Origin of the sequence: Candidatus Amoebophilus asiaticus 5a2 (genome assembly GCF_000020565.1) — a bacterium.
Taxonomy (GTDB): Bacteria; Bacteroidota; Bacteroidia; order Cytophagales; family Amoebophilaceae; genus Amoebophilus; species Amoebophilus asiaticus.
The window spans coordinates 141938-162746 of record NC_010830.1 but is presented as its reverse complement, the minus strand read 5'-3'; the positions used below and the strand labels follow the sequence as shown (position 1 = coordinate 162746).

The 20809-nt window shown below is 34.4% G+C and carries 16 protein-coding genes and 1 pseudogene; 12 read left to right on the top strand and 5 right to left on the bottom strand.

What is annotated here, in order from left to right; all coding sequences use genetic code 11:
* Positions 1-91 precede the first annotated feature (91 nt).
* From infB to AASI_RS00675, 3 genes are all read right to left on the bottom strand, one after another.
* A complete protein-coding gene (gene infB / locus AASI_RS00685; RefSeq protein ID WP_012472355.1) occupies positions 92-2818 on the bottom strand; it encodes a translation initiation factor IF-2 in 2727 nt (908 codons plus the stop codon).
* A 14-nt stretch (positions 2819-2832) separates the two neighbouring features.
* Entirely contained in the window at positions 2833-4068 is a 1236-nt protein-coding gene (nusA, locus tag AASI_RS00680) for a transcription termination factor NusA (RefSeq protein WP_012472354.1), read from the bottom strand.
* Between the two features lie 159 nt (positions 4069-4227).
* A complete protein-coding gene (locus AASI_RS00675; RefSeq protein ID WP_012472353.1) occupies positions 4228-4953 on the bottom strand; it encodes a 3'-5' exonuclease in 726 nt (241 codons plus the stop codon).
* Between the two features lie 383 nt (positions 4954-5336).
* Between AASI_RS00675 and AASI_RS00670 the strand changes: the two genes are divergently transcribed.
* Both AASI_RS00670 and AASI_RS00665 read left to right on the top strand, forming a co-directional pair.
* Positions 5337-6095: a hypothetical protein gene (locus AASI_RS00670; protein ID WP_012472352.1), complete on the top strand. Its 759-nt coding sequence runs from the start codon at positions 5337-5339 to the stop codon at positions 6093-6095.
* 537 nt (positions 6096-6632) lie between these two features.
* Positions 6633-8825, top strand: a complete 2193-nt coding sequence (locus tag AASI_RS00665) for a hypothetical protein (protein ID WP_012472351.1) — start codon at positions 6633-6635, stop codon at positions 8823-8825.
* Here AASI_RS00665 and AASI_RS00660 read toward each other — a convergent pair.
* Complete coding sequence (locus AASI_RS00660) at positions 8822-9646, bottom strand: IS982-like element ISCaa5 family transposase (RefSeq protein ID WP_012472346.1); 825 nt, start codon at positions 9644-9646, stop codon at positions 8822-8824. The genes AASI_RS00665 and AASI_RS00660 overlap by 4 nt on opposite strands.
* A 99-nt stretch (positions 9647-9745) precedes the next feature.
* On the opposite strand from AASI_RS00660, the gene AASI_RS00655 reads away from it, so the two are divergent.
* The 3 genes and pseudogenes from AASI_RS00655 (at position 9746) to AASI_RS00640 (ending at position 11389) form a co-directional block, all read left to right on the top strand.
* Positions 9746-10099, top strand: a complete 354-nt coding sequence (locus tag AASI_RS00655) for a pepsin/retropepsin-like aspartic protease family protein (protein WP_012472350.1) — start codon at positions 9746-9748, stop codon at positions 10097-10099.
* A gap of 25 nt (positions 10100-10124) precedes the next feature.
* Positions 10125-10953, top strand: a pseudogene (locus AASI_RS00645) (transposase family protein).
* Positions 10954-11035: 82 nt separating this feature from the next.
* Complete coding sequence (locus AASI_RS00640) at positions 11036-11389, top strand: ankyrin repeat domain-containing protein (protein ID WP_012472349.1); 354 nt, start codon at positions 11036-11038, stop codon at positions 11387-11389.
* Between the two features lie 363 nt (positions 11390-11752).
* Here AASI_RS00640 and AASI_RS00635 read toward each other — a convergent pair whose 3' ends face one another.
* Complete coding sequence (locus AASI_RS00635) at positions 11753-12349, bottom strand: phospholipase D family nuclease (protein ID WP_012472348.1); 597 nt, start codon at positions 12347-12349, stop codon at positions 11753-11755.
* Positions 12350-12417: 68 nt separating this feature from the next.
* Here AASI_RS00635 and AASI_RS00630 point away from each other — a divergent pair, with 68 nt between their 5' ends.
* The 7 genes from AASI_RS00630 (at position 12418) to AASI_RS00595 (ending at position 20493) form a co-directional block, all read left to right on the top strand.
* The gene (locus AASI_RS00630) at positions 12418-12696 is read left to right on the top strand and encodes a transposase (protein ID WP_012472347.1); all 279 of its coding nucleotides are present in this window, start codon (positions 12418-12420) and stop codon (positions 12694-12696) included.
* Positions 12697-13237: 541 nt separating this feature from the next.
* Positions 13238-14062, top strand: a complete 825-nt coding sequence (locus AASI_RS00625) for an IS982-like element ISCaa5 family transposase (RefSeq protein WP_012472346.1) — start codon at positions 13238-13240, stop codon at positions 14060-14062.
* Positions 14063-14413: 351 nt separating this feature from the next.
* Positions 14414-14821 carry a 30S ribosomal protein S12 gene (gene rpsL / locus AASI_RS00620; RefSeq protein WP_012472345.1) on the top strand — a complete coding sequence of 136 codons (408 nt, stop codon included), beginning with the start codon at positions 14414-14416 and terminating at the stop codon, positions 14819-14821.
* Between the two features lie 28 nt (positions 14822-14849).
* Positions 14850-15317: a 30S ribosomal protein S7 gene (gene rpsG / locus AASI_RS00615; RefSeq protein WP_012472344.1), complete on the top strand. Its 468-nt coding sequence runs from the start codon at positions 14850-14852 to the stop codon at positions 15315-15317.
* 2 nt (positions 15318-15319) lie between these two features.
* Positions 15320-17449 carry an elongation factor G gene (gene fusA / locus AASI_RS00610; protein WP_012472343.1) on the top strand — a complete coding sequence of 710 codons (2130 nt, stop codon included), beginning with the start codon at positions 15320-15322 and terminating at the stop codon, positions 17447-17449.
* Between the two features lie 5 nt (positions 17450-17454).
* Positions 17455-17760 (top strand): 30S ribosomal protein S10, encoded by a 306-nt coding sequence (gene rpsJ, locus AASI_RS00605; protein ID WP_012472342.1) that lies wholly within the window; start codon positions 17455-17457, stop codon positions 17758-17760.
* Positions 17761-18072: 312 nt separating this feature from the next.
* Positions 18073-20493: an ankyrin repeat domain-containing protein gene (locus tag AASI_RS00595; RefSeq protein ID WP_083758787.1), complete on the top strand. Its 2421-nt coding sequence runs from the start codon at positions 18073-18075 to the stop codon at positions 20491-20493.
* Positions 20494-20809 lie beyond the last annotated feature (316 nt).

Below are 20809 nucleotides of genomic sequence, written 5' to 3'. Positions count from 1 at the left end.
GCTAAATTGATACCAAGCAAGGAACTCATACCTGCTATAATTAACATAATAAAACCTTCTTTCTTACCACAAAGGCTAAGATGTAGCTATCTTATAACTTGCGTTCAACCTCTTTTTGTTCAAATCCTTCAATGACATCATTAACCTTAAGGTCATTAAAATTTGTAATGCTAATACCGCACTCAAAGCCCGTTTTTACTTGCTGCATTTCTTCTTTGAAATGTTTTAAATGCTTAATAGAACCTGTATAGATTACAATACCATCCCTAATAACACGGATTGAATTATTTTTCTTGATATATCCTTCAGTAACGTAGCAACCTGCTACAGTACCTGTTCCAGTAATTTTAAATATCTCTCTTACTGAGGCACTACCTGTAATTATCTCCTCTATAGTAGGAGCTAGCATTCCTTCCATAGCATCTTTGATATCATTGATTGCATCATAGATGATGGAGTAAAGACGGATTTCGATACCTTCTTTTTCAGCCAATTTACGTACAGGTGGAGTAGGACGTACTTGGAAGCCTATTATAATAGCATCAGAAGCTGCCGCTAATAAAATATCTGATTCTACAATGGCACCTACACCTTTATGTAAGATAGTGACTTTAATTTCTTCAGTAGACAACTTAAGTAGTGAGTCTGAAAGTGCTTCTACTGAACCATCTACATCCCCTTTTAAAATTATATTAAGCTCTTTAAAGTTGCCAATAGCCAATCGTCTTCCTATCTCATCAAGTGTAATATGAGTCTTCGTTCTAAATCCTTGTTCTCTTAAAATTTGTTGCCTTTGGGTAGCAATATCTCTAGCCTCTTTTTCAGTATTCATAGCCCTAAATAAGTCACCAGCTTGAGGGGCTCCATTAAGGCCTAATATCTGCATAGGAGTAGAAGGGCCTGCTTGCTTAACAGGTTTGCCCTGATAATCAAACATAGCTTTAATCTTACCATAATAAGCCCCAGCTAGTACTACATCGCCTATACGCAAATTGCCATCTTGAACCATGATGGTGGCTAGATATCCGCGCCCTTGATCTAAAGAAGCTTCTATCACTGTGCCTCGAGCCTTCTTGTGAGAATTTGCTTTAAGTTCTAGTAACTCAGCTTCAAAAAGAATCTTTTCTAATAACTCTTTTACTCCTTCACCGCTTATAGCAGATACTCCTTGGCTTTGATATTTCCCTCCCCAATCTTCTACTAAAATGTTTAGATGCGCTAACTCTTCTTTTACCCTCTCTGGATTGGCCTGAGGTTTGTCCATCTTGTTAATAGCTATGATGATAGGTACCCCTGCTAGTTTAGCGTGGTTGATCGCTTCTTTGGTTTGCGGTCTTACACCATCATCGGCAGCTATTACAATAATAGCAATGTCTGTTAATTTAGCACCACGAGCACGCATGGCTGTAAAGGCTTCGTGTCCAGGGGTATCAAGAAATGCTATATGCTTGCCACTTTCTGTAACTACCTCATATGCACCTATATGCTGGGTAATGCCCCCTGCCTCTGTTTTGGTAATCTGTGTATTTCTGATATAGTCAAGTAAAGAAGTCTTTCCGTGATCCACGTGTCCCATAATTGTTACAATTGGGGCTCGCTCTACTAAATCTTCTGGATTGGCTTCTTCTTCCTCTTCTAATTCTTGCGTTTTTACATCTGTGAATGCTACTTGGTATCCAAATTCATCTGCAATAATTGTAATAGCTTCTGCATCTAGTCGTTGGTTAATAGATACCAGCATACCTAAATTCATGCAAGTTGATAGTAGTTGATTAATAGAAACACCCATTAAAGATGCTAGATCACTGGCAGCAATAAACTCTGTAACTTGCAGTTTTTTAGCATCTTTAGCAGCTTGTAAACGCTCTTCTGCCTGCTCTTCTGCTAGTAAGGATCTTTTCTCTCTTCTATACTTAGCTCGGCTAGCAACATTTTTACCTCCTCCTAACTTAGCTAGTGTACTTTTTATTTGATCTTGTATTTGTTTTTCTGATACGGCGGTCTTAGGAGCTTCAGGAGTCTTGTTAGTAACTTTGCCTTTTGGCTTATATCTATTAGCCTCCTCTTCTCTTTTACCTGAGCTAGGTAATCCTGTTTCAGAAGCAACTCTTTTTCTAGGCCTTTTTTTGTTCTTTTTATCTATGTCAGATGAGGCTACTTGCTGAAATTTTTTTGGCTCCTTTTTTTCGGCTAATTCTATTTTCCCTAGTACAGTAACTCCTTTAAACTCTCCTTGCTTAGAAAAGTCTATTTTTTCAGGTCCTTTAGTAATAGGTGCTTGCTCTACTTTTGCTGTATCATCTAGTTCTTGTTGAATCTCTTTATCCTGTTCCTGTACTTCTGTTTCTAACTCAGGTTTTAGCTCTTCTTGGGGGGCTTGAGGAGATTCTATTACCTCTAGTTCTTCTTTTTCTTCAGTTGGCAGTTCAGGTTGTAATATAGGGGGCTCTTCTGTTTTGTGTTCTATAATTTTGTGTTCTATAATAGTAGGTGCGTCGATAACAGGAAGGCTAATTTTTTCAATTTCTACCTGTTTTTCTTTAGGATGGACGTGTTTAATGGGTTCTTGCTGCTTAGCAATAACCTTAGGCTCTTTTTCATAACTTTGCCCAATTACTAATTCTGCTGCTTCTTCCTTGTCCATGGCAGAGTCAGCAAATTCCTCAGCTAGTATCTTGTACTGTTCTAAGGTGATTTTTGTGTTAGGCTTATTTTCTACACGAAAGCCTTTTTCTAATAAATACGCTGCTATCGTAGTGGTTGCTACATTGAGCTTACGTGCTACTTGACTTAAACGTATTGTTTTTTCTTCTACCATGGAGTGATGGGGGGTTATTCTTCAAATTCTTGTTTTAATACTCTATAAAGCTCATCAATAGTTTCTTTTTCTAGGTCTGTTCTTCGCTCTAAATCTTCTTTAGGTATTGCTAAAACACTTTTAGCACTATCAAGGCCTGTTTTTTTTAGTTCGTCGATAATCCAAGGCTCTATTTCATCAGCAAATTCTTCTAAATTTACATCTTCACCAATACTATCAACCTCTCTGTATACGTCTATTTCTCTATCCACAAGTCTACTAGCCAGTTTTATATTTTGGCCCCCTTTTCCTATTGCTAATGAGACTTGGTCTGGTTTTAGATACACAGCTACTCTATCTCCTTTCATTTGTATACTACTTATCTTCGCAGGGCTTAAAGCACGACTGATATAAAGTTCTAAATTATCAGTATAGTTAATAACATCAATATTTTCATTTTGTAATTCTCTAACAATACTGTGTATTCTAGAACCTTTGATGCCTACACAAGCGCCTACAGGATCTATTCTATCATCTAGGGATTCTACAGCGACTTTTGCTCTTTCTCCAGGCTCACGTACTACTTTTTTAATAGTTATGATACCATCAAAAATTTCTGGAACTTCACTTTCAAACAGCCTTTCTAAGAATATAGGGGAGGTCCTAGAAAGAATAACTTTAGGAGTACTTTTTTGTAGGTCTATTCGGTGTACTACAGCTCTTATATATTCACCTTTTTTAAAGATATCCTTAAATATCTGTTCTGATTTAGGCAAAAATAGCTCTTTTCTTTCTTCATCAACTAAAATGACTTCTTGAGGAAGTATTTGATGTACTTCCACAGTAATCATTTCTCCAATAAGTTGCGTATATTTCAAGTATAAAGCATCCTTTTCCAAATCTTTTACTTTTTGGATAAGTGTTTGTCTAGCAGCAGTAATAGCTCGTCTTCCAAAACTATCTACACTAATTTCTTCTGATACTTCTTCTCCAATATTAAAATCTTCTTCTATTTTCTTTGCTTCAGATAAGCTGATCTTATCATGGTCCCAAATATCCTCAGAATTATCATCTACCACTTCTCTAAAGCGCCATATTTGTAAGTCGCCTTGGTCTAGGTTGATAATAATGTCAAAATTATCATCTGTTCCAAACTTTTTATGAATCATTGCCTTGAATACTTCTTCCAAGATTCTGATTACCGTAGGCCGATCTACATTTTTAGATCTAGCAAATTCCGCAAATGTCTCAATTAGTTTTTTACTCTCCATTTTCGTTTTTATAAAAACGTATAATATATTTAGTGTTTTAAGCTTGGTATATCTGAAGCAAAAAGGGGCTTAGCCCCTCAAAAACCCTTGCAATAGCAGTCTATTCAACACCTTTATCAAGGTTTACAAAATCTAACTTAAGCTTTTGTAAACCTTTTCCTAGGCAAAGATAATATTTGTTTCTTTAATAGTTTGCCAATTATTTAATTTAAGGAAAATTTGGGAGGTTACTATTACATCTTGCATACAATATTTAGCTATGCGTGTCAAGTCATTTTCTACATAATAGAAGTAGCTTACCTCACTCCCATCCATTAGTGTTTTGCTAGAATTGACTCCAAATAAATTAGCAAGTAGGTCTAAAGAAGTAAAACTTTTTCTATCTCCAAATCTCCACATTTCCATGGTATCTAAATGAGTAACTTCCCAAGGTTTCTTTCCTGCACAGTCTAGTACAGTAGGTAAACTGATTCCATTTACTAGCATACGTCTGCATAGATAAGGAAAATCAAATTCTTTCCCATTATGTGCACAAAGTCTAATATTTTCTTGCTGATACTTTTCTTCTAATATATTTCTAAGCTGTCCTAAAAGCTCTTTTTCATTGTGGCTGCTAAGTGCTTGAACCTGTAAGGAAGGATCTCCACAAATGTCAAATGTAATATGGCCTAATCCAATAACTATTACTTTTCCGAACTCGGCATAAACACCTGCCCGTTCTGAAAAAAGGTTGCCAATTTCTTGTGTGTCTGTGGCTCCTAATAAGGTAGCTTTTTTACCCCATAGTAATTTTTGTGGTGCCGTCAAATTTTCATAATCAGCCACACAAGGTACAGTTTCTATGTCTATAAAGAGTATATTTTTTACTGTGCTTGGTACCTGCATACGTTTATTATAACTTTTATAAAATAAATATGCATGTGAAATTAAAGCTTAATTTTCAATATAAGAATAAAAAGGATATAGTGTTCTCTACTTCCTTCTTACTAAAGTGTTAGAATTTGGTTATACCCTGTATACGTGTAGGATTCTCTTATATGAAGCTTAAATTTTATCTTATGGTATTATATAGCGTTTTATAGTAATAGTATAATGTAGAGACAAAACTATTATTGTTATATAGTATAATAAATAGATGGTTTGGCGAACAGATATTAAACTTTAAATATTTACTCTTTGTAAAAGATTAACATATAATGTATATATATTGTAGCCGTCAATCTATTATCAATCACAAAATAAATACCATGATACTAAGAGTTTGCTTAATGTTTCTTCTCCTACTATCAGGAAGCTGCCAAGCATGTAAAGAAAATGAACAAAAAGCTGATGATATTCTTGACTCAGAAAATTATATACTAGCGCAATCAAGTCCACAAGAGCAGCAAGCAAACATAGACTCCTCTGCTACAAGTATTTTAATCCAGGAGAGCTATGCATTAGCTGCTGATTTAAATGGTTCTAATACATTAATGTATAAATATCAGGATTTAAAAACACAAATAGGAGTTAAGCCAGGTAAAAATTCCCATCCTACTTTTGTAAGTATAGACGGAATCAAAAAAGCTTTAAGACACAGAAAATCTTCTGGAGAGGGAGATCTAAAAAAGTTTGTAAGCTGGGCTGAGACAGGTGATTGGAAACAATTTGGTCCTAGTTACCAGCATTATGACGGGTGGATGTTTCCAATTGATAGAATTAGTAATCAAGGATTGAAGTATACAGTATTTAAAGATGACATTCAACAATTAAAAGCAGATCTAGATTGGCTTAAAGATTATCGGTTAGGTGCTATCTTATTAATACAATCGTGGGGGTGGGATATTAAAAGAAAAAAGAATTATACAAATCCAACAGCAGGTCAGAGATGGCGTAAGTGGGATGTGCGCTTAGGTAAGTTAGCTAATTCTCTTATTTTATTTGAGCAATGGGATTTATATGGAAGCTTAAAAAGTTATGTAAATTATTTAATGCAAAGTGGCGTTAAACTAGAAGGTTGGGTTTTAGGGTATTTTCCAAATAAGTAATTATCATTAGGCTTAGTAGGTTTATTTTGGATTAAATTAATGAAATGATATAAGCCTTATCTTATTTCTGAACTTATTCTTATTCATATTATTGTGGTACTAACTTAGATTAAGGAAATAGTTAAATTGTTAATGTAATTTTTTAACATTCTACTGTTAAGCTGCAACAAGTCATCTTACATCAATACCCATTTAATTTCAATTGATTAAATAAATCCAAGTATTTAGCCTTACTAACAGTTTTTGTAACTTTTATTACTAGAAATAAGTTAATAAGTATAGAGTGGTTATTTATCAATGGTACTTATATGAAGTAGCTAACTTTATTTGTTATGCTATAAACTTAGTCCCAGTTGTTGTTTATTAGTATTGATAAAGAAGATATAGCGTTGGTATATGGATTCTTTGAAATATTTTTTAGCTTTGTAGCCTAAACTAAAAGACTTTGCTATTTTGATGTCTGTTCTCTATACCTTGTATAGGATAGACGTCTCATTTCATCTTATCTTAAACAAATTACCAAAAACTTCATTTTTTATGACAATCAGCTTTAATATACTAAAACGAGATCTAACTTTATCTTTAATATTTAGCATAGGCTTTATTTTTAGCACTATTTCCTGTGGATGTAACGATGGTCCAACACAAGGCAATCATATAGGTAGGCTTACCTTTGCAGTAGCCCCTCTCCATTTATCTGAAACTAAGCCAAATACTACAGTTACCTTTCAACTAGCAGAAGCTGGAAAAAAAGTTAATTTAGAAAAATTTCAGCTAAAAGCTAGCATAATTGAACAAAAAGGGGGTAGCGGTAGTCAGCTAAAATATCATAATGCTAAAGGAGAGAAAGAAGTGGAAGAAAAGCTAAGTCGCCAACTCAATCACTTTGTAACATTAAATGATTTCGAGCATAATAATGGTACTCTGAAGGTAGACTTTAAGCTAAAGCCTAACAAGGAAGTAGATTTATTAATTTATCGGTTTGAAGCATTCGATTCTACTGGAAACCTAATAGATAGCTACGATGTAAGATATGAGCTAGATAAAACATTGCCTATTCTTAGCTTAAAAAGTTCAGCAAATTTACAAGGAAACGAAAAAGAAATAAAACTCAACATTCATAACCCTAGCAGTAAAATTGTAGGAGCTGGTACCCTCAAGTTGCGGATAACTCGTATACAAGGGGGTAAGGCTGTAATAGTAGGATCTAAACCTACTGATATTGCTAATACTTATGAAATAGAAATAGGAGAAGTACCAGCAGGTACTAAAAACCTCGCACAAAATTTAACCATAGATTCAAAGACTGATTCAAAAGCTGCTTTTGAAATCCAACTAATTTGCCAAGGGGAAATTCAAGAAAAGCCTATCTCTGTAAGTTGGCAACAAAGCAACCTACAAATTCAAGGTTTGACACCATTTGTAGGTGATAACGAAGCTAGCTTTATACTTTGCAATAATGTAGCAGCTATAGATCCTCGTGAATTTATTATAGAAATAACCAGTGACAATGCAGTAGATTTTGCTTTTATAAAACAAGATGGTAATCTACTAAAGGCAAAAAAGGCAATATTATTAGATAAATTGATTGGTTCTGTTCTCATACCGGTGAATAAAAACACAGTTCCTATTCGTTTTAAATTAGTTAACCCAAATGGAAAAGATGAGAGCCAGGTGACTATACGTATCAAACGAGCTGATGAAGAGGTCACCAGCCAAATGACAACTTGGAAAGCACAAGGAGTTAGTTTAAAAATGGAGGCTTCATCTCACACTTTCAAGGACCAGGATAAAATCAATATTACTTTAAAGAATATAGGTGACATAGTAAATACTAATAAAATAAGGTTAGTACTTAGCAATAATCAAGATGTTGCTTTTAAAATAGAGAATTTGCCAGCTAGTACTGCAATTAATACTACATTAAAAACCATTATAGGGAAGGAGCAATTAGGAGCGAAAAAGAGCCTATCCTTTTCTTTACAAAAAGATCCAATTCTTGCTCCGGATATATATAGTGCAGACCTTACTGTAGAACTGTTTGATGAAGCGAACTTTAGTTTGCATAAAATAGCACTAACCTGGGTAAACCAAACGAAAATAGGTACAGTATTAAATCCTCTTAAAAATAAGTTAAATGAACTTGTCAAAAATTATAATCAAGAGATTACTAATTCTGAAATAGCATTATCCTTGAAAGGGTTAGGAGTAAAGTCTGATTACGATGCTTGGTCTAAAAGTATAAAAGAGATAATTGGTATTGAAAAGGAGCTTAAAAGTTTACTGCAAATGATAGATTTAAGTAAGATGGATCATGAACTGCAGCAAAGTACTAAATCTGGTATCGGTTTCCTTGTTAATGAGACTCTCAAATCTGCAAACTGGAAAATCATGGGAGCTATTGAGATAGCTAAAAATGGTGTAGATCATTATGCTGGACAAGCTGAAGATGCTAGTCAGAAGTTAAATGTTGGTGATACAGACATTAACCTACGTAGCTTAGATGAAGCTTTGTACGATATGAATAAAATGCTTGGCTATGCTAATGATATAGCTGGTGCCTATGGTATAAAAGAAGGTAAAGATATTGCTCAAGAAGCTAAAGAAATAGCTGTAAATGTTGAAAAATTAGTAAAGGAAACTAAAGAACAAGCAGTTAAGAAAAAGGCGAATAAAGACGCAAAGCCTACAGGAGAAAACAACCCTGCATTAAATAACCTAAGTTGCTAGTTAAGAAAAGCTTTGTTGATTTGAAAAGCTAGCAAGAACAAGAGTATTTTGATCAGAAAGCCTTGGAAGGTAACAGCATGAATCTTCCTTAAGAAAAGGCCTTTAATGCCACTAATGCTGGTCTCTATCACTTTTCGCATGCGCTCTTTGAGATAAGCCAGAGAAGGCGTATCCTTTCGATGAGCATTAGATTTACGCTGAGAATAAAGCTTAATCCTATCATCAGCCAACATATCTTCTAGATGGTAGTTAGTATAAGCCGAGTCAGCATAAAGTGCACTACCAGCAGGCATAGAAAAGGGCAGTTGGTGCAATCCTTTTACATCCGCTTGGCTGCCAGCTACTATTGAGAATTCGACCGGAATACCACAATCAGTAGTAATAAGCTGCACTTTAATGCCATAAAAGTAACGGCGCATAGAGGCTTTGTAGCCTCTGTAAGCTTCACTTTGTAATAGTTTACATCTGCTAATACGTATGTTATCGCACACAGGCACAGGAAATGAATCCAATACAAAGTCCTTACAAGTGGCTACTTGCTTGATTAAAGTGCCTATTTCTAAAAAGAGCGAAGTTATCTCTTCTCCTATAGCATGCAAGCGGCGATTGTACCTACTTTTATCGAGCATGTTAGGGATAAGCTTAGTGGAATGCATAAACGATCGAGCTTTGTCAAGATGTCCGCCAAAGTATAAGGCTGAGATGATAGCTGTTGTGAGTACTTCTGCATCCGACAACTTCCTTTTTTTATCTTCTTGATGATGTAAATACTTGAGTAAAGTATCAATAAATGAGTATATTGCTATTGATTTTTCAATCATAATGACCTCCGATTTATTGGTTTAAGACAAAAACAAGATCGGAGGTTTTTTACTCTTTGCCTTATCTATTACTAGCAACTTAGGTTAATTACTCAAGAAATGGTTAACTATGCTAATGGTATATCATCTTTTCTAAAAGATCTATTAACCAAGCTAAAAGATGGTGAAGCCGTAAATGTTAATCAAATGGGTATCGAATATCACTATCATCCTACTGCTTTGGGGGAGCTCATAGACCATCTTGTACGTTGGCAACATACTCCAGAGCAGAAAAAACTAAACATTGATATAATACGTGCTTTATTAGATCGAGGGGCTGATATTACAATTGTTCCTGATAATGATCTACATGATGAGGGCTCAGTACTAGATTTTGTATTTCGCGAAAAGAACATAGTATTAGAACTGCTGCGAAAAAGGTTGACAAAGAAGATAAAAAGGGTTAAGATGTAATTCTTATTATATAAAAGGAATAAGTATGCATTTAACGTACACCAGGATAAGCAAACATCCCTATAACTTTAGAAGAATAACTGGCTTAAGTATAGAAACATTTGATAAATTAGTTTTAAAAGTAAGGCCTCTCTTTGAAGAGCTAGAATCGAGTAAGCTGCGCCATGGTAGGATGAGTCATTTACCTACCTTGGAAGATAAATTGCTCTGTGTACTCATGTATTATCGCACTTATATTAGCCATGTGTTTTTAGGCTATTTGTTTAACTTACACAACTCTAACATATGCCGCTTGCTCGCGAAAAATGGAGCCATTACTAGCTAAGAAGATTAGCATTAAAAAAGATCGCAGCTTAACCTCAGAAAAGGTATTGCGCATATTAGCAGATGTGAGTGAACAGCCTACGCAAAGACCTAGTAAAAAGCAAAAGAAATCATATTCAGGCAAGAAAAAGAGACATACTATAAAAACAGAGATAGTGATGGGAGAAGATGGAAAAATACTCTCTGTATCCAAATCTCATAAAGGAAAAGTGCATGACTTTAAAATCCGTAAAGGAGAAAAACTCTTACCTAAAGAAAGCTTAAAGCTAGCAGATAGTGGTTATCAAGGCTGGCAAAAGATACAGAGCAATGTCATGATACCCTACAAAAAGAGCCGTAAGCGGCCATTAACCAAGGAGCAGAAAGAACATAACAGAAAGCTATCCTCCATACGTATGAAGGTAGAGCATAAGATAAGAGAGATCAAGGTATTTAAGATTATGTCAGAAGTTTACCGTAACTTTCAGAAGAAATATAACCTGCGCTTTAATATTATAGCGGGTATGATAAACTTCAAGCATGCTTTTTAACAAATAGCATCGCTACTGGCAAGATTCTCTCTCTGTTTTATTCAAATTCCTACTTTATTTTATCTCTTTCGCAGCAGCTCTAATGTTGAAATTCTTATTGAATGAACTGATTACAAGAAATTTAGATAAAGCATTGAATTATAAATTTGGAAGAAATAGACGTAGCCTTTTGCATATAGCTATTGCTTATAGTTTGAATGAAGAAGCAGAAAAGCTAATAGAAAAAGGACTTGATATAAATGTACAAGATGTAAATGGAAGTACTCCGTTACATTTAGCTGTTCTTGGAACTAATAGAGGGGGAATAAAATTGTTGTTAGATAAGGGTGCTAATATAAACATACCCAATAAAAGAAATAAAATACCAAATGACTATTCAAAATATCACTTAGGTGAAGGTCTAGATGAAAGGATTAAGCCTAAAGCAGCACAATAAAACTAGTATAAATTATTTTATACCTTGAAAAACTATATATAGCGGTTGTATCGACAGGAGTCGTTTGGCCTCTGTCGATATCGCTTATAATCTGTGTAGTCTATTTGGTAACTACTTAATACGTTAAAGACCATTATCAAGCCGTATTTTATTAAAATACATAGATTATTGGTACAATGCTCTTTACTGACTTCTCAAATTAGGATCTAATCCGAGTTAGATTTGCTCATAATATACCTTCACCTAAGCAAATTTTAAAAAAAATAGGCTTTGCCACTTGTATTTTTATATTGGTTTCAATAATCTTTTTAGCAATTTAGTGTTTCGCATATCATAATTTTTCAGGCTTTATTTAGCATTATCTCAATATACGCTAGCTAAATAATTTGTGCTTTGTTGTACCCGTTGTTCCCAATTTTGCCTATAAATTCTGTTTGTGTGTTTATCATAAATTAATAGTAGGTTTTCGGCATTTTTATACTCTGCGTTATGCGTCCAGTTATAAGAGCCAGTAAGTACATATTTATCATCAATAACCATCACTTTATTATGTGCTACACCAGTTACCTTATCAATAAAGATAATAATACCATTTTCAGATAATCTTTTTAATTGCGACCCTCTCTGAACCAACTGCGAGCGATCCACTAATATTTTAACTCTTACTCCCTTCAAATGAGCTGCAATAAGCGCCTCCGCAATACGGTTAGAAGTAAAATAATAGGCTTGTACAAGAATTTCTTCATGTGCTTCTGCAATGGCTTTTTCTATTAAATAAATACATCGTCCGCCAGGGGTAAAGCAAACCTCAATTGTCTTCTGATCACTGCTAATACAACTACAACTGTATAACAGGGGATTAATTGTAAACGTTCCTAGCAACAACAGTGTCAAAAATATGTTTAGCAACTTAGCTACTTTTCTTGTGTGCCAAGAAATAGTCGTTTTTTTTAAGCACATATAATGGTATAAGTATTGATTTTGATAAAAAAATAAACTTAATTATTTAAAACTTAAAAATAATTCTTATGCTAAAACCTGTAATAACTGACTCTATTTGGAAAAAGTTTGAACCTTTTTTCAGTAGTACTAAACTTAAAAGGGGAAAAGATGATAGAATGTTTTTAGAGGCTGTATGCTGGGTTATGCGTACGGGATCGCCTTGGAGTAGCTTGCCACGTGAATTTGGCCCATGGAAAACCGCTTATAATAGATATGTTCGTTCTATAAAAAGTGATCACCTAAAACAAATATTAAGTGATCTCAAGAAAATAGAAAGTTCAAAGAGTGTACATAATTATAATTAATTCTTGTCTATATAGAATCAATCGCTCAAAGATTAAGTTAACGAGTAGGAGTACAGATGGTTGATAGTAAATAGAAGTATACTATAAACTATAATAAGTAATACTCCAATAAGAGAAGGTTATGCGTTTTGCTTAAAATTATTTTTAAGTGAAAAATTAAAATATTTTTAAGCTAACGCTAACTTTTATAATAAAGATGCTCGTTAAGTTACTGTTTATTCTTATAGGTAAAGTTTTTTATTTAATAATTTAATGAGCATAAATTATTCACACACTTAAATATTTGTGGCTGGCACACTTATGTTTAATTGTTAAATATTTGTACTGTAACAATTATGAGAGTTAGCTTATTGTACTTTTAACTAATAGCTTCAGGAATTTACCATCGAAAAGAAAGTGTTTATTTGAATAGTTGGTTATAACCGAATAGAAATTTGGTCTTATACCTCATAAATAACCTAAGTTGCTAGTAATAGATAAGGCAAAGAGTAAAAAACCTCCGATCTTGTTTTTGTCTTAAACCAATAAATCGGAGGTCATTATGATTGAAAAATCAATAGCAATATACTCATTTATTGATACTTTACTCAAGTATTTACATCATCAAGAAGATAAAAAAAGGAAGTTGTCGGATGCAGAAGTACTCACAACAGCTATCATCTCAGCCTTATACTTTGGCGGACATCTTGACAAAGCTCGATCGTTTATGCATTCCACTAAGCTTATCCCTAACATGCTCGATAAAAGTAGGTACAATCGCCGCTTGCATGCTATAGGAGAAGAGATAACTTCGCTCTTTTTAGAAATAGGCACTTTAATCAAGCAAGTAGCCACTTGTAAGGACTTTGTATTGGATTCATTTCCTGTGCCTGTGTGCGATAACATACGTATTAGCAGATGTAAACTATTACAAAGTGAAGCTTACAGAGGCTACAAAGCCTCTATGCGCCGTTACTTTTATGGCATTAAAGTGCAGCTTATTACTACTGATTGTGGTATTCCGGTCGAATTCTCAATAGTAGCTGGCAGCCAAGCGGATGTAAAAGGATTGCACCAACTGCCCTTTTCTATGCCTGCTGGTAGTGCACTTTATGCTGACTCGGCTTATACTAACTACCATCTAGAAGATATGTTGGCTGATGATAGGATTAAGCTTTATTCTCAGCGTAAATCTAATGCTCATCGAAAGGATACGCCTTCTCTGGCTTATCTCAAAGAGCGCATGCGAAAAGTGATAGAGACCAGCATTAGTGGCATTAAAGGCCTTTTCTTAAGGAAGATTCATGCTGTTACCTTCCAAGGCTTTCTGATCAAAATACTCTTGTTCTTGCTAGCTTTTCAAATCAACAAAGCTTTTCTTAACTAGCAACTTAGGTTAATTAAGTAACCAAGCTATTGTTATTATTAGAAATATTATATGCAATTAGAGATATAATAGTCCTGCTATTACTTTAGTGTTACACTTAATACTTAATAGGTAGAAATAAAAATAATGTGTTTCCTAAGCCTATCTCGATAATCTTTCTTATCTTTGGGAAGATAATGCTTGTAAGTATATATAGCTTACAAGAGCTATTATTGTATTTATGTTACAATTTTCCTGTCAATTTACAATACATACGTTTTTTATTTGGCTTAATTGATTTGTTTTAATTAATTTTGCAAATCAATAAACTGTCTTTATAAAGGCAAGTATACTTTTTTAAATTACGGCTACATGGCAACCATACAACAATTAATCAGAAAAGGAAGAAAGAAAATAAAGTATAACTCTAAGTCCCCTGCTTTGGGAGGATGCCCACAAAGAAGAGGTATCTGTACCAAGGTAACTACAATGAAGCCTAGGAAGCCTAATTCTTCTATGAAGAAGGTGGCTAAAGTAAGGCTGTCTAATGGAAAGGAGGTTAACGTTTATATTCCTGGTGAAGGACATAATCTGCAAGAGCACTCTGCTGTATTAATTCAAGGAGGTGGAGTAAACGACTTGCCAGGTATCAACTACCGTATCATACGTGGCACTTTAGATACTGCAGGCGTTAACGGACGTATACAAAGTAGATCGAGATATGGTGCGAAAAAAGGCGCCGCTAAGCAGGCAGCAGCAGCTAAATCAAAAAAGAAATAAGTAATTGTTCACTCAATAAGTTAATACCATGAGAAAAGGTAGCCCTAAAAAAAGAACCTTATTACCGGACCCTAAATATAAAGACACGCTTGTAACCAGATTTGTAAATAACCTCATGAAAGGAGGTAAGAAAAACCTGGCTTATGATATATTTTATAGCGCTGTAGATATTGTAGGTGATAAAACAGGAGAGTCTGGCCTAGAAGTGTGGAAGAAAGCTTTAAGTAATGTTTTTCCTTCTGTAGAAGTGAAAAGAAGACGTGTAGGAGGTGCTACACTACAAGTTCCTATAGAAGTTCGTCCTGAACGTAGAATATCTTTGGGTATAAAATGGATGCTCGAACAAGCTAGATTGCGTGGAGAGAAAACTATGCAAGAAAGATTAGCCTATGAGATAATAGCTGCTTCTCAAGGAGAAGGTAAGTCAGTTAAGAAGAAGGCTGATATGCACAAAATGGCAGAGTCTAATAGAGCATTCTCGCACTTTAAAATTTAATTATGGCCAAAGATCTAAAATTTTTAAGAAATATAGGCATCATGGCCCACATTGATGCCGGTAAAACTACTACTACCGAACGTATATTATACTATACTGGCCTTACCCACAAAATAGGAGAAGTACATGAAGGCGGTGCTGTTATGGATTGGATGGAGCAAGAGCAGGAGCGAGGAATTACAATTACTGCCGCAGCTACTACTACATTTTGGAAATATCCCACTGTACAAGGGCAAGTTACCAAGGATACACAACAATATAGCATTAATATTATTGATACGCCTGGCCACGTAGATTTTACAGTAGAAGTGGAGCGCTCATTACGTGTTTTAGATGGAGCCGTTGCACTTTTCTGTGCTGTATCCGGTGTAGAGCCTCAGTCAGAAACTGTTTGGCGACAAGCTGATAAGTATAGAGTCCCTAGAATATGCTTTGTCAATAAAATGGACCGGGCTGGCGCTGATTTTTTTAATGCAGTTTCAGAAATAAAAAGTAAGCTGGGTGCTAATCCTATTCCTTTACAAATACCTATAGGTAGTGAAGATACCTTTAAAGGTGTTGTAGACCTAATCCGTAACCAAGCCATCATTTGGAATGATGAAGATTTAGGTATGACTTACCAGGTAGTACCTATACCAGAAGACCTAAAAGAAACAGTAGAGGAGTATCGTCAAAAATTAATGGAAAGTGTTGCTGAATATGATGAAGTGTTATTAGAAAAGTATTTTAACGATCCTAATACCATTACAACAGAAGAAATAATGGTAGCTATACGTAAGGCTGTTATAGATATGTCTATCAGCCCGGTATTATGTGGAGCATCCTTTAAAAACAAAGGGGTACAAGCCTTACTAGATGCTGTTTGTACTTATTTGCCTTCTCCTTTAGACCTACCTCCTGTACAAGGAACTAATCCAGATACAGAAGAAAAGCAAATAAGAAAGCCTGATGTAAACGAACCTTTTGCAGCGTTAGCATTTAAAATTGCAACTGATCCTTTTGTAGGACGATTGGCTTTTATGCGCGTTTATTCTGGTAAGCTAGATGGTAGCTCTTATGTCTATAATAATAGAACAGGAAAAAAAGAACGTATATCTAGGCTAATGCAAATGCATGCCAATAAACAAAATCCTATAGATAGTATAGAAGCAGGTGATATATGCGCAGCTGTGGGATTCAAAGATATCAGAACCGGTGATACCTTAACTGATGAAAAAAACAAAATTATACTTGAGAGTATTGTTTTCCCAGAACCTGTGATTGGCTATTCTATTGAGCCTAAAAAGCAAGCAGATGTAGATAAACTTTCTATGGCTATTTCAAAGTTAGTAGAGGAGGACCCTACGTTGCATGTTGAAACCAACGAAGAGACTGGGCAGACGGTTATGAAAGGTATGGGTGAGCTACACTTAGAAATTATTATTGATAGGCTCAGAAGAGAGTTTAAATTAGAGATTAACCAAGGTGCACCACAAGTAGCTTATAAAGAAGCCCTTACTTCTACTATAGAGCATAAAGAGGTTTATAAAAAGCAGACAGGTGGTAGAGGTAAATTTGCTGATATTGTGTTTGAATTAGGGCCTAGAGAAGATGGTCAAATGGGGTTGCAGTTTACTAATGAAATTGTTGGAGGAGCTATCCCAAGAGAATTCATACCAGCTATACAAAAAGGGTTTGCCGCTGCTATGGCTAATGGCCCATTAGCAAGTTACCCGGTAGAATCTATGAAGGTAAAACTTATACATGGTTCGTTCCATGAAGTAGACTCTGACTCGCTATCTTTTGAATTGGCAGCACGTATTGGTTTTAAAGAAGCTGCTAAGAAAGCTAGTCCAGTAATTATGGAGCCTATCATGGCAGTAGAAGTAACTACGCCCGACGAGTTTACCGGTCCTGTAACTGGAGATTTAAATAAACGTAGAGGTATTATGCGTGGTATGGATGCTAAAGGAAATACACAAGTTGTTAAAGCAGACGTACCTTTGTCAGAGCTGTTTGGTTATGTAACAGATCTTCGTACAATTACCTCTGGTCGTGCGGCAGCTACATTGACTTTTTCTCGTTATGAACAAGTCCCTAAGCAACTCGCAGATAGTATTGTAGAAAAAGTAAAAGGAACAGCAAATAAATAATAAATATGGCCCAAAAAATTCGTATAAAATTAAAATCCTACGACTATAACTTAATTGATAAATCAGCTGAGAAAATAGTACAAGCTGTTAAAAATACAAAAGCAGTTGTTAGTGGCCCTATACCACTTCCTAGTAAAAAGGAAGTATATACTGTATTACGTTCTCCGCACGTTTATAAAGAGTCCAGGGAACAATTCCAGTTAAGCACTTATAAAAGGCTAATAGATATTTATTCTAATAGTTCTAAAACTATAGATGCATTAATGAAGTTAGAGTTACCTAGTGGTGTAGAAGTATCTATAAAAGCATAAATATATAATTTTAATACTTCCTTAAGAGAGCTGTCTAGATATAAAAATATTTAGCAGCTCTTTTTCCATTTACATTTAGCTTAGGAACCATATAGCGTTTCTTTATATTCCTTAATGCTATTTATGATTACTTCATTTACCATTGAACAAGCTTCTTCTGTAAGTAAAGAATTTAACTATCGAAAAATCCTCAAGTCTCAAATTACAGATCAACTAAAAACTGGAAAATTATTTCTAAAATTCGTTTGCAGGGCTTTCTTAATGCATATGGGAAAAATTGAGTTTAAAGGTTATGTATAAACAAAATATTTTATGGTATATACATCAAAGAATTACACGTATTTATCCTTAAGTTATATATTGTCCCTATTACTACTTTTCAGTAATGTTTCTTGTAAATGTGGCAATTTTAAGCAAGGTAAACCAGCTAAACAAGGTAGGCCCATAAATAAGAAAGGGAGTCTTGCCCTAGAAAAAAATAGTCTTAGTATTAAAGCTTATCCAGATAAATTAATAGGAGATTCTAAAAAGACAAAACTTGCCATACAACTAATAGATATTAGTAAAGAAGTTCAATTAGATGAAATTATACTAAAAAGTACACTTATACATCAAGATGGAAATGGTAGCCAGCTAAACTATACTGATGCTGCAGGGAGAATACATAAAATGAGCAACCTAGCAAGTCAATTAGCAGTATTTAATAAAGGTACTATATTGCATGCTAAAGCTCGGTTGTTAGAAGTAGAAGTGGAAATACTGCCTGGACCAGCTGTTAAAGAAGTAACATACCAATTTGAATTATTAAATAATGTAGGCAAGTACATAAATAGTTGTGAAGCAAACTGGAAAGAGCAGGAAGCTATAATTCAAGATGTAATTTATGATCAGACTACCCAAGAACTGGTATGTATCTTTAAAAATATAGGTTTAAAAGCACTAGAAAACATACAATTAAATTATACTAGTCAAACAGATGAACTTAAATTAGGCGAAGAAATTTTAGACAAGGGTACAACAAAGACAAAGAATATAGCTGCTCTGCCTATAGGCACTATGGCATTATCCTTAGGTAAATTAAAATTAGACACTCAACAACTTGCAAAGATTGAGGTCTCCCTTATATCATCAGAAAATAAGATTTTGTTTCAGCCTAAGACTTATGCTTTCGTTAACCCTGGCATAAAATTAGATTTTAAAAATTTATATTATAATGCTTCAGCAAAGAGTATTGTTTATCAGGTGTCTAATTTAGGGACGTTGCCTGGACATAAAATTCAGGTTAAGTATAAGAATATAAGCAGATCTATAGAGGAGCAACAAGTGAACTTAAATGGAGAGAAAGAGCAAACAGTAGATATAGAATATTTGGATACAGGTACACATACAGCCTTTTATGAGTTACCGATCAATTTCAAAGGGCAAAAACATGCTGTGTTTTCATTTAATATATTATATGCAGGTGTGTCTATGGTGCATAAAGAGTTGATATGTGAAAATGAATTGGCTGATAATGCTATATACCAAGCAATAGAGAAAGAGAATTTTGATGAGGTATTAAAGCTTATTGAAAATGCTCCGTTTGATGCGATCAACTATCAAGATCCTGTTACTAAAGATACTCCTTTATTATTAGCAGCACAGTTAGGCCACCAAAGCATAATAGAAGCACTACTTAAGGCAGGAGTAAACGTAAATACTCAGAATAAGTACGGAACCACAGCATTGCTACGTGCAGCTATAGATGGGAAAAAAGATATTGTAGAGGCACTAATTAAAAGTGGGGTTGACTTGGATACTCAGCATGGAGGTAAGGCATTACTTCATGCAGTATATAGTGGATACAAAGATATAGTAAAAGCTTTGCTTGATGCAGGAGTAAATGTAAATACTCAAGGTGGTGACGGAAGAACAGCATTGATGGAAGCAGTATCAAAGTCTTGGAATTTAGAGGGGGAAGAGATAATAGCGCTTTTACTTAACAATGGGGCTAATATTAATGTGCAAGATCAGGAAGGGAACACAGCTTTGATGTATGCTACTTTTGGAAAGGACCAAGCAATAGTAGAGGCATTGCTCAACAGAGGGGCAAGAATAGACCTGAAAAATAAGTTTGGGGAAACAGCGTTATGGGGAGCATTTGATAAAGAAAATATATCAATGTTAAAGTTATTGTTCAAAAGGTTAGACAAGCATATTCAAATTAACCAGTTAGGTAAATTTATACAACATGCACTTCCATGGGCAATTAGAAGGGGAGCTAAAGAAATAGTAGAAGAATTACTAAATAGAGGTGCTGAGCTTAACAGATCAGATGAATGGAACACTAATCTTATAGAAGCTATCATAAACAAACAACCAGAGATTATAAAATTATTGCTTGAAAAAGGTGCTAAAGTGGATGGCCAGAATAATAAAGGTGAGACAGCTTTAATGTGCGCAGTTCAGAAAGGAGATACAGATACAGTCTCTACGTTATTAGAGCAAGGAGCTGATGTTAACAAAAGAGATTTGCAAGGCTTTACTGCATTAATGTATATAGTTAAGCGTATGCATGGAATTGAAAGCCTAGCGAAGAAATTAACGAACGAAGATATATTAGAAAAATTACTAGAAGCAGATGCAGATGTTAATATAAGTAATGGTGATGGAGAAACAGCTTTGGATTTAGCTAATGATAAACCAGAAATTAAGAATCTATTAGAGAGTCATTTAGCTAGAGCGAAATTTTAAAGAATATTGACTGCAATCTAACCAGTTATGCTTTTAGATAAGTTAATGTAAGTTATTCATAAATAGAAACTTGCATTTATTTTATAAAGAAAAAGCTGTATACAAACCAATATTAAAGTTAATACTTTACTTTCGCTCTTATCAAATACCTATATAAATTTATATTTTGTCTTATATATTATTTACGTAGATGTAAGAATTCAATTAAATAGGTTTTAATATAAACATAACCTCTTAGTTGGTTGGCTTTAAAGTGTTTAAATCTACATAACATAGGTGATTTAAGGGTAAACCTTGCATTAACATAGACTAGGGA

Coding starts and splice junctions, on each gene's coding strand:
- AASI_RS00675 (WP_012472353.1), bottom strand. CDS start 4,953: ATGCAGGTACCAAGCACAGTAAAAAATATACTCTTTATAGACATAGAA.
- AASI_RS00635 (WP_012472348.1), bottom strand. CDS start 12,349: ATGTGCTTAAAAAAAACGACTATTTCTTGGCACACAAGAAAAGTAGCT.
- infB (WP_012472355.1), bottom strand. CDS start 2,818: ATGGTAGAAGAAAAAACAATACGTTTAAGTCAAGTAGCACGTAAGCTC.
- fusA (WP_012472343.1), top strand. CDS start 15,320: ATGGCCAAAGATCTAAAATTTTTAAGAAATATAGGCATCATGGCCCAC.
- AASI_RS00660 (WP_012472346.1), bottom strand. CDS start 9,646: ATGATTGAAAAATCAATAGCAATATACTCATTTATTGATACTTTACTC.
- AASI_RS00625 (WP_012472346.1), top strand. CDS start 13,238: ATGATTGAAAAATCAATAGCAATATACTCATTTATTGATACTTTACTC.
- AASI_RS00630 (WP_012472347.1), top strand. CDS start 12,418: ATGCTAAAACCTGTAATAACTGACTCTATTTGGAAAAAGTTTGAACCT.
- AASI_RS00665 (WP_012472351.1), top strand. CDS start 6,633: ATGACAATCAGCTTTAATATACTAAAACGAGATCTAACTTTATCTTTA.
- rpsG (WP_012472344.1), top strand. CDS start 14,850: ATGAGAAAAGGTAGCCCTAAAAAAAGAACCTTATTACCGGACCCTAAA.
- AASI_RS00655 (WP_012472350.1), top strand. CDS start 9,746: ATGGTTAACTATGCTAATGGTATATCATCTTTTCTAAAAGATCTATTA.
- AASI_RS00640 (WP_012472349.1), top strand. CDS start 11,036: ATGTTGAAATTCTTATTGAATGAACTGATTACAAGAAATTTAGATAAA.
- AASI_RS00670 (WP_012472352.1), top strand. CDS start 5,337: ATGTTTCTTCTCCTACTATCAGGAAGCTGCCAAGCATGTAAAGAAAAT.
- rpsJ (WP_012472342.1), top strand. CDS start 17,455: ATGGCCCAAAAAATTCGTATAAAATTAAAATCCTACGACTATAACTTA.
- nusA (WP_012472354.1), bottom strand. CDS start 4,068: ATGGAGAGTAAAAAACTAATTGAGACATTTGCGGAATTTGCTAGATCT.
- rpsL (WP_012472345.1), top strand. CDS start 14,414: ATGGCAACCATACAACAATTAATCAGAAAAGGAAGAAAGAAAATAAAG.
- AASI_RS00595 (WP_083758787.1), top strand. CDS start 18,073: ATGGTATATACATCAAAGAATTACACGTATTTATCCTTAAGTTATATA.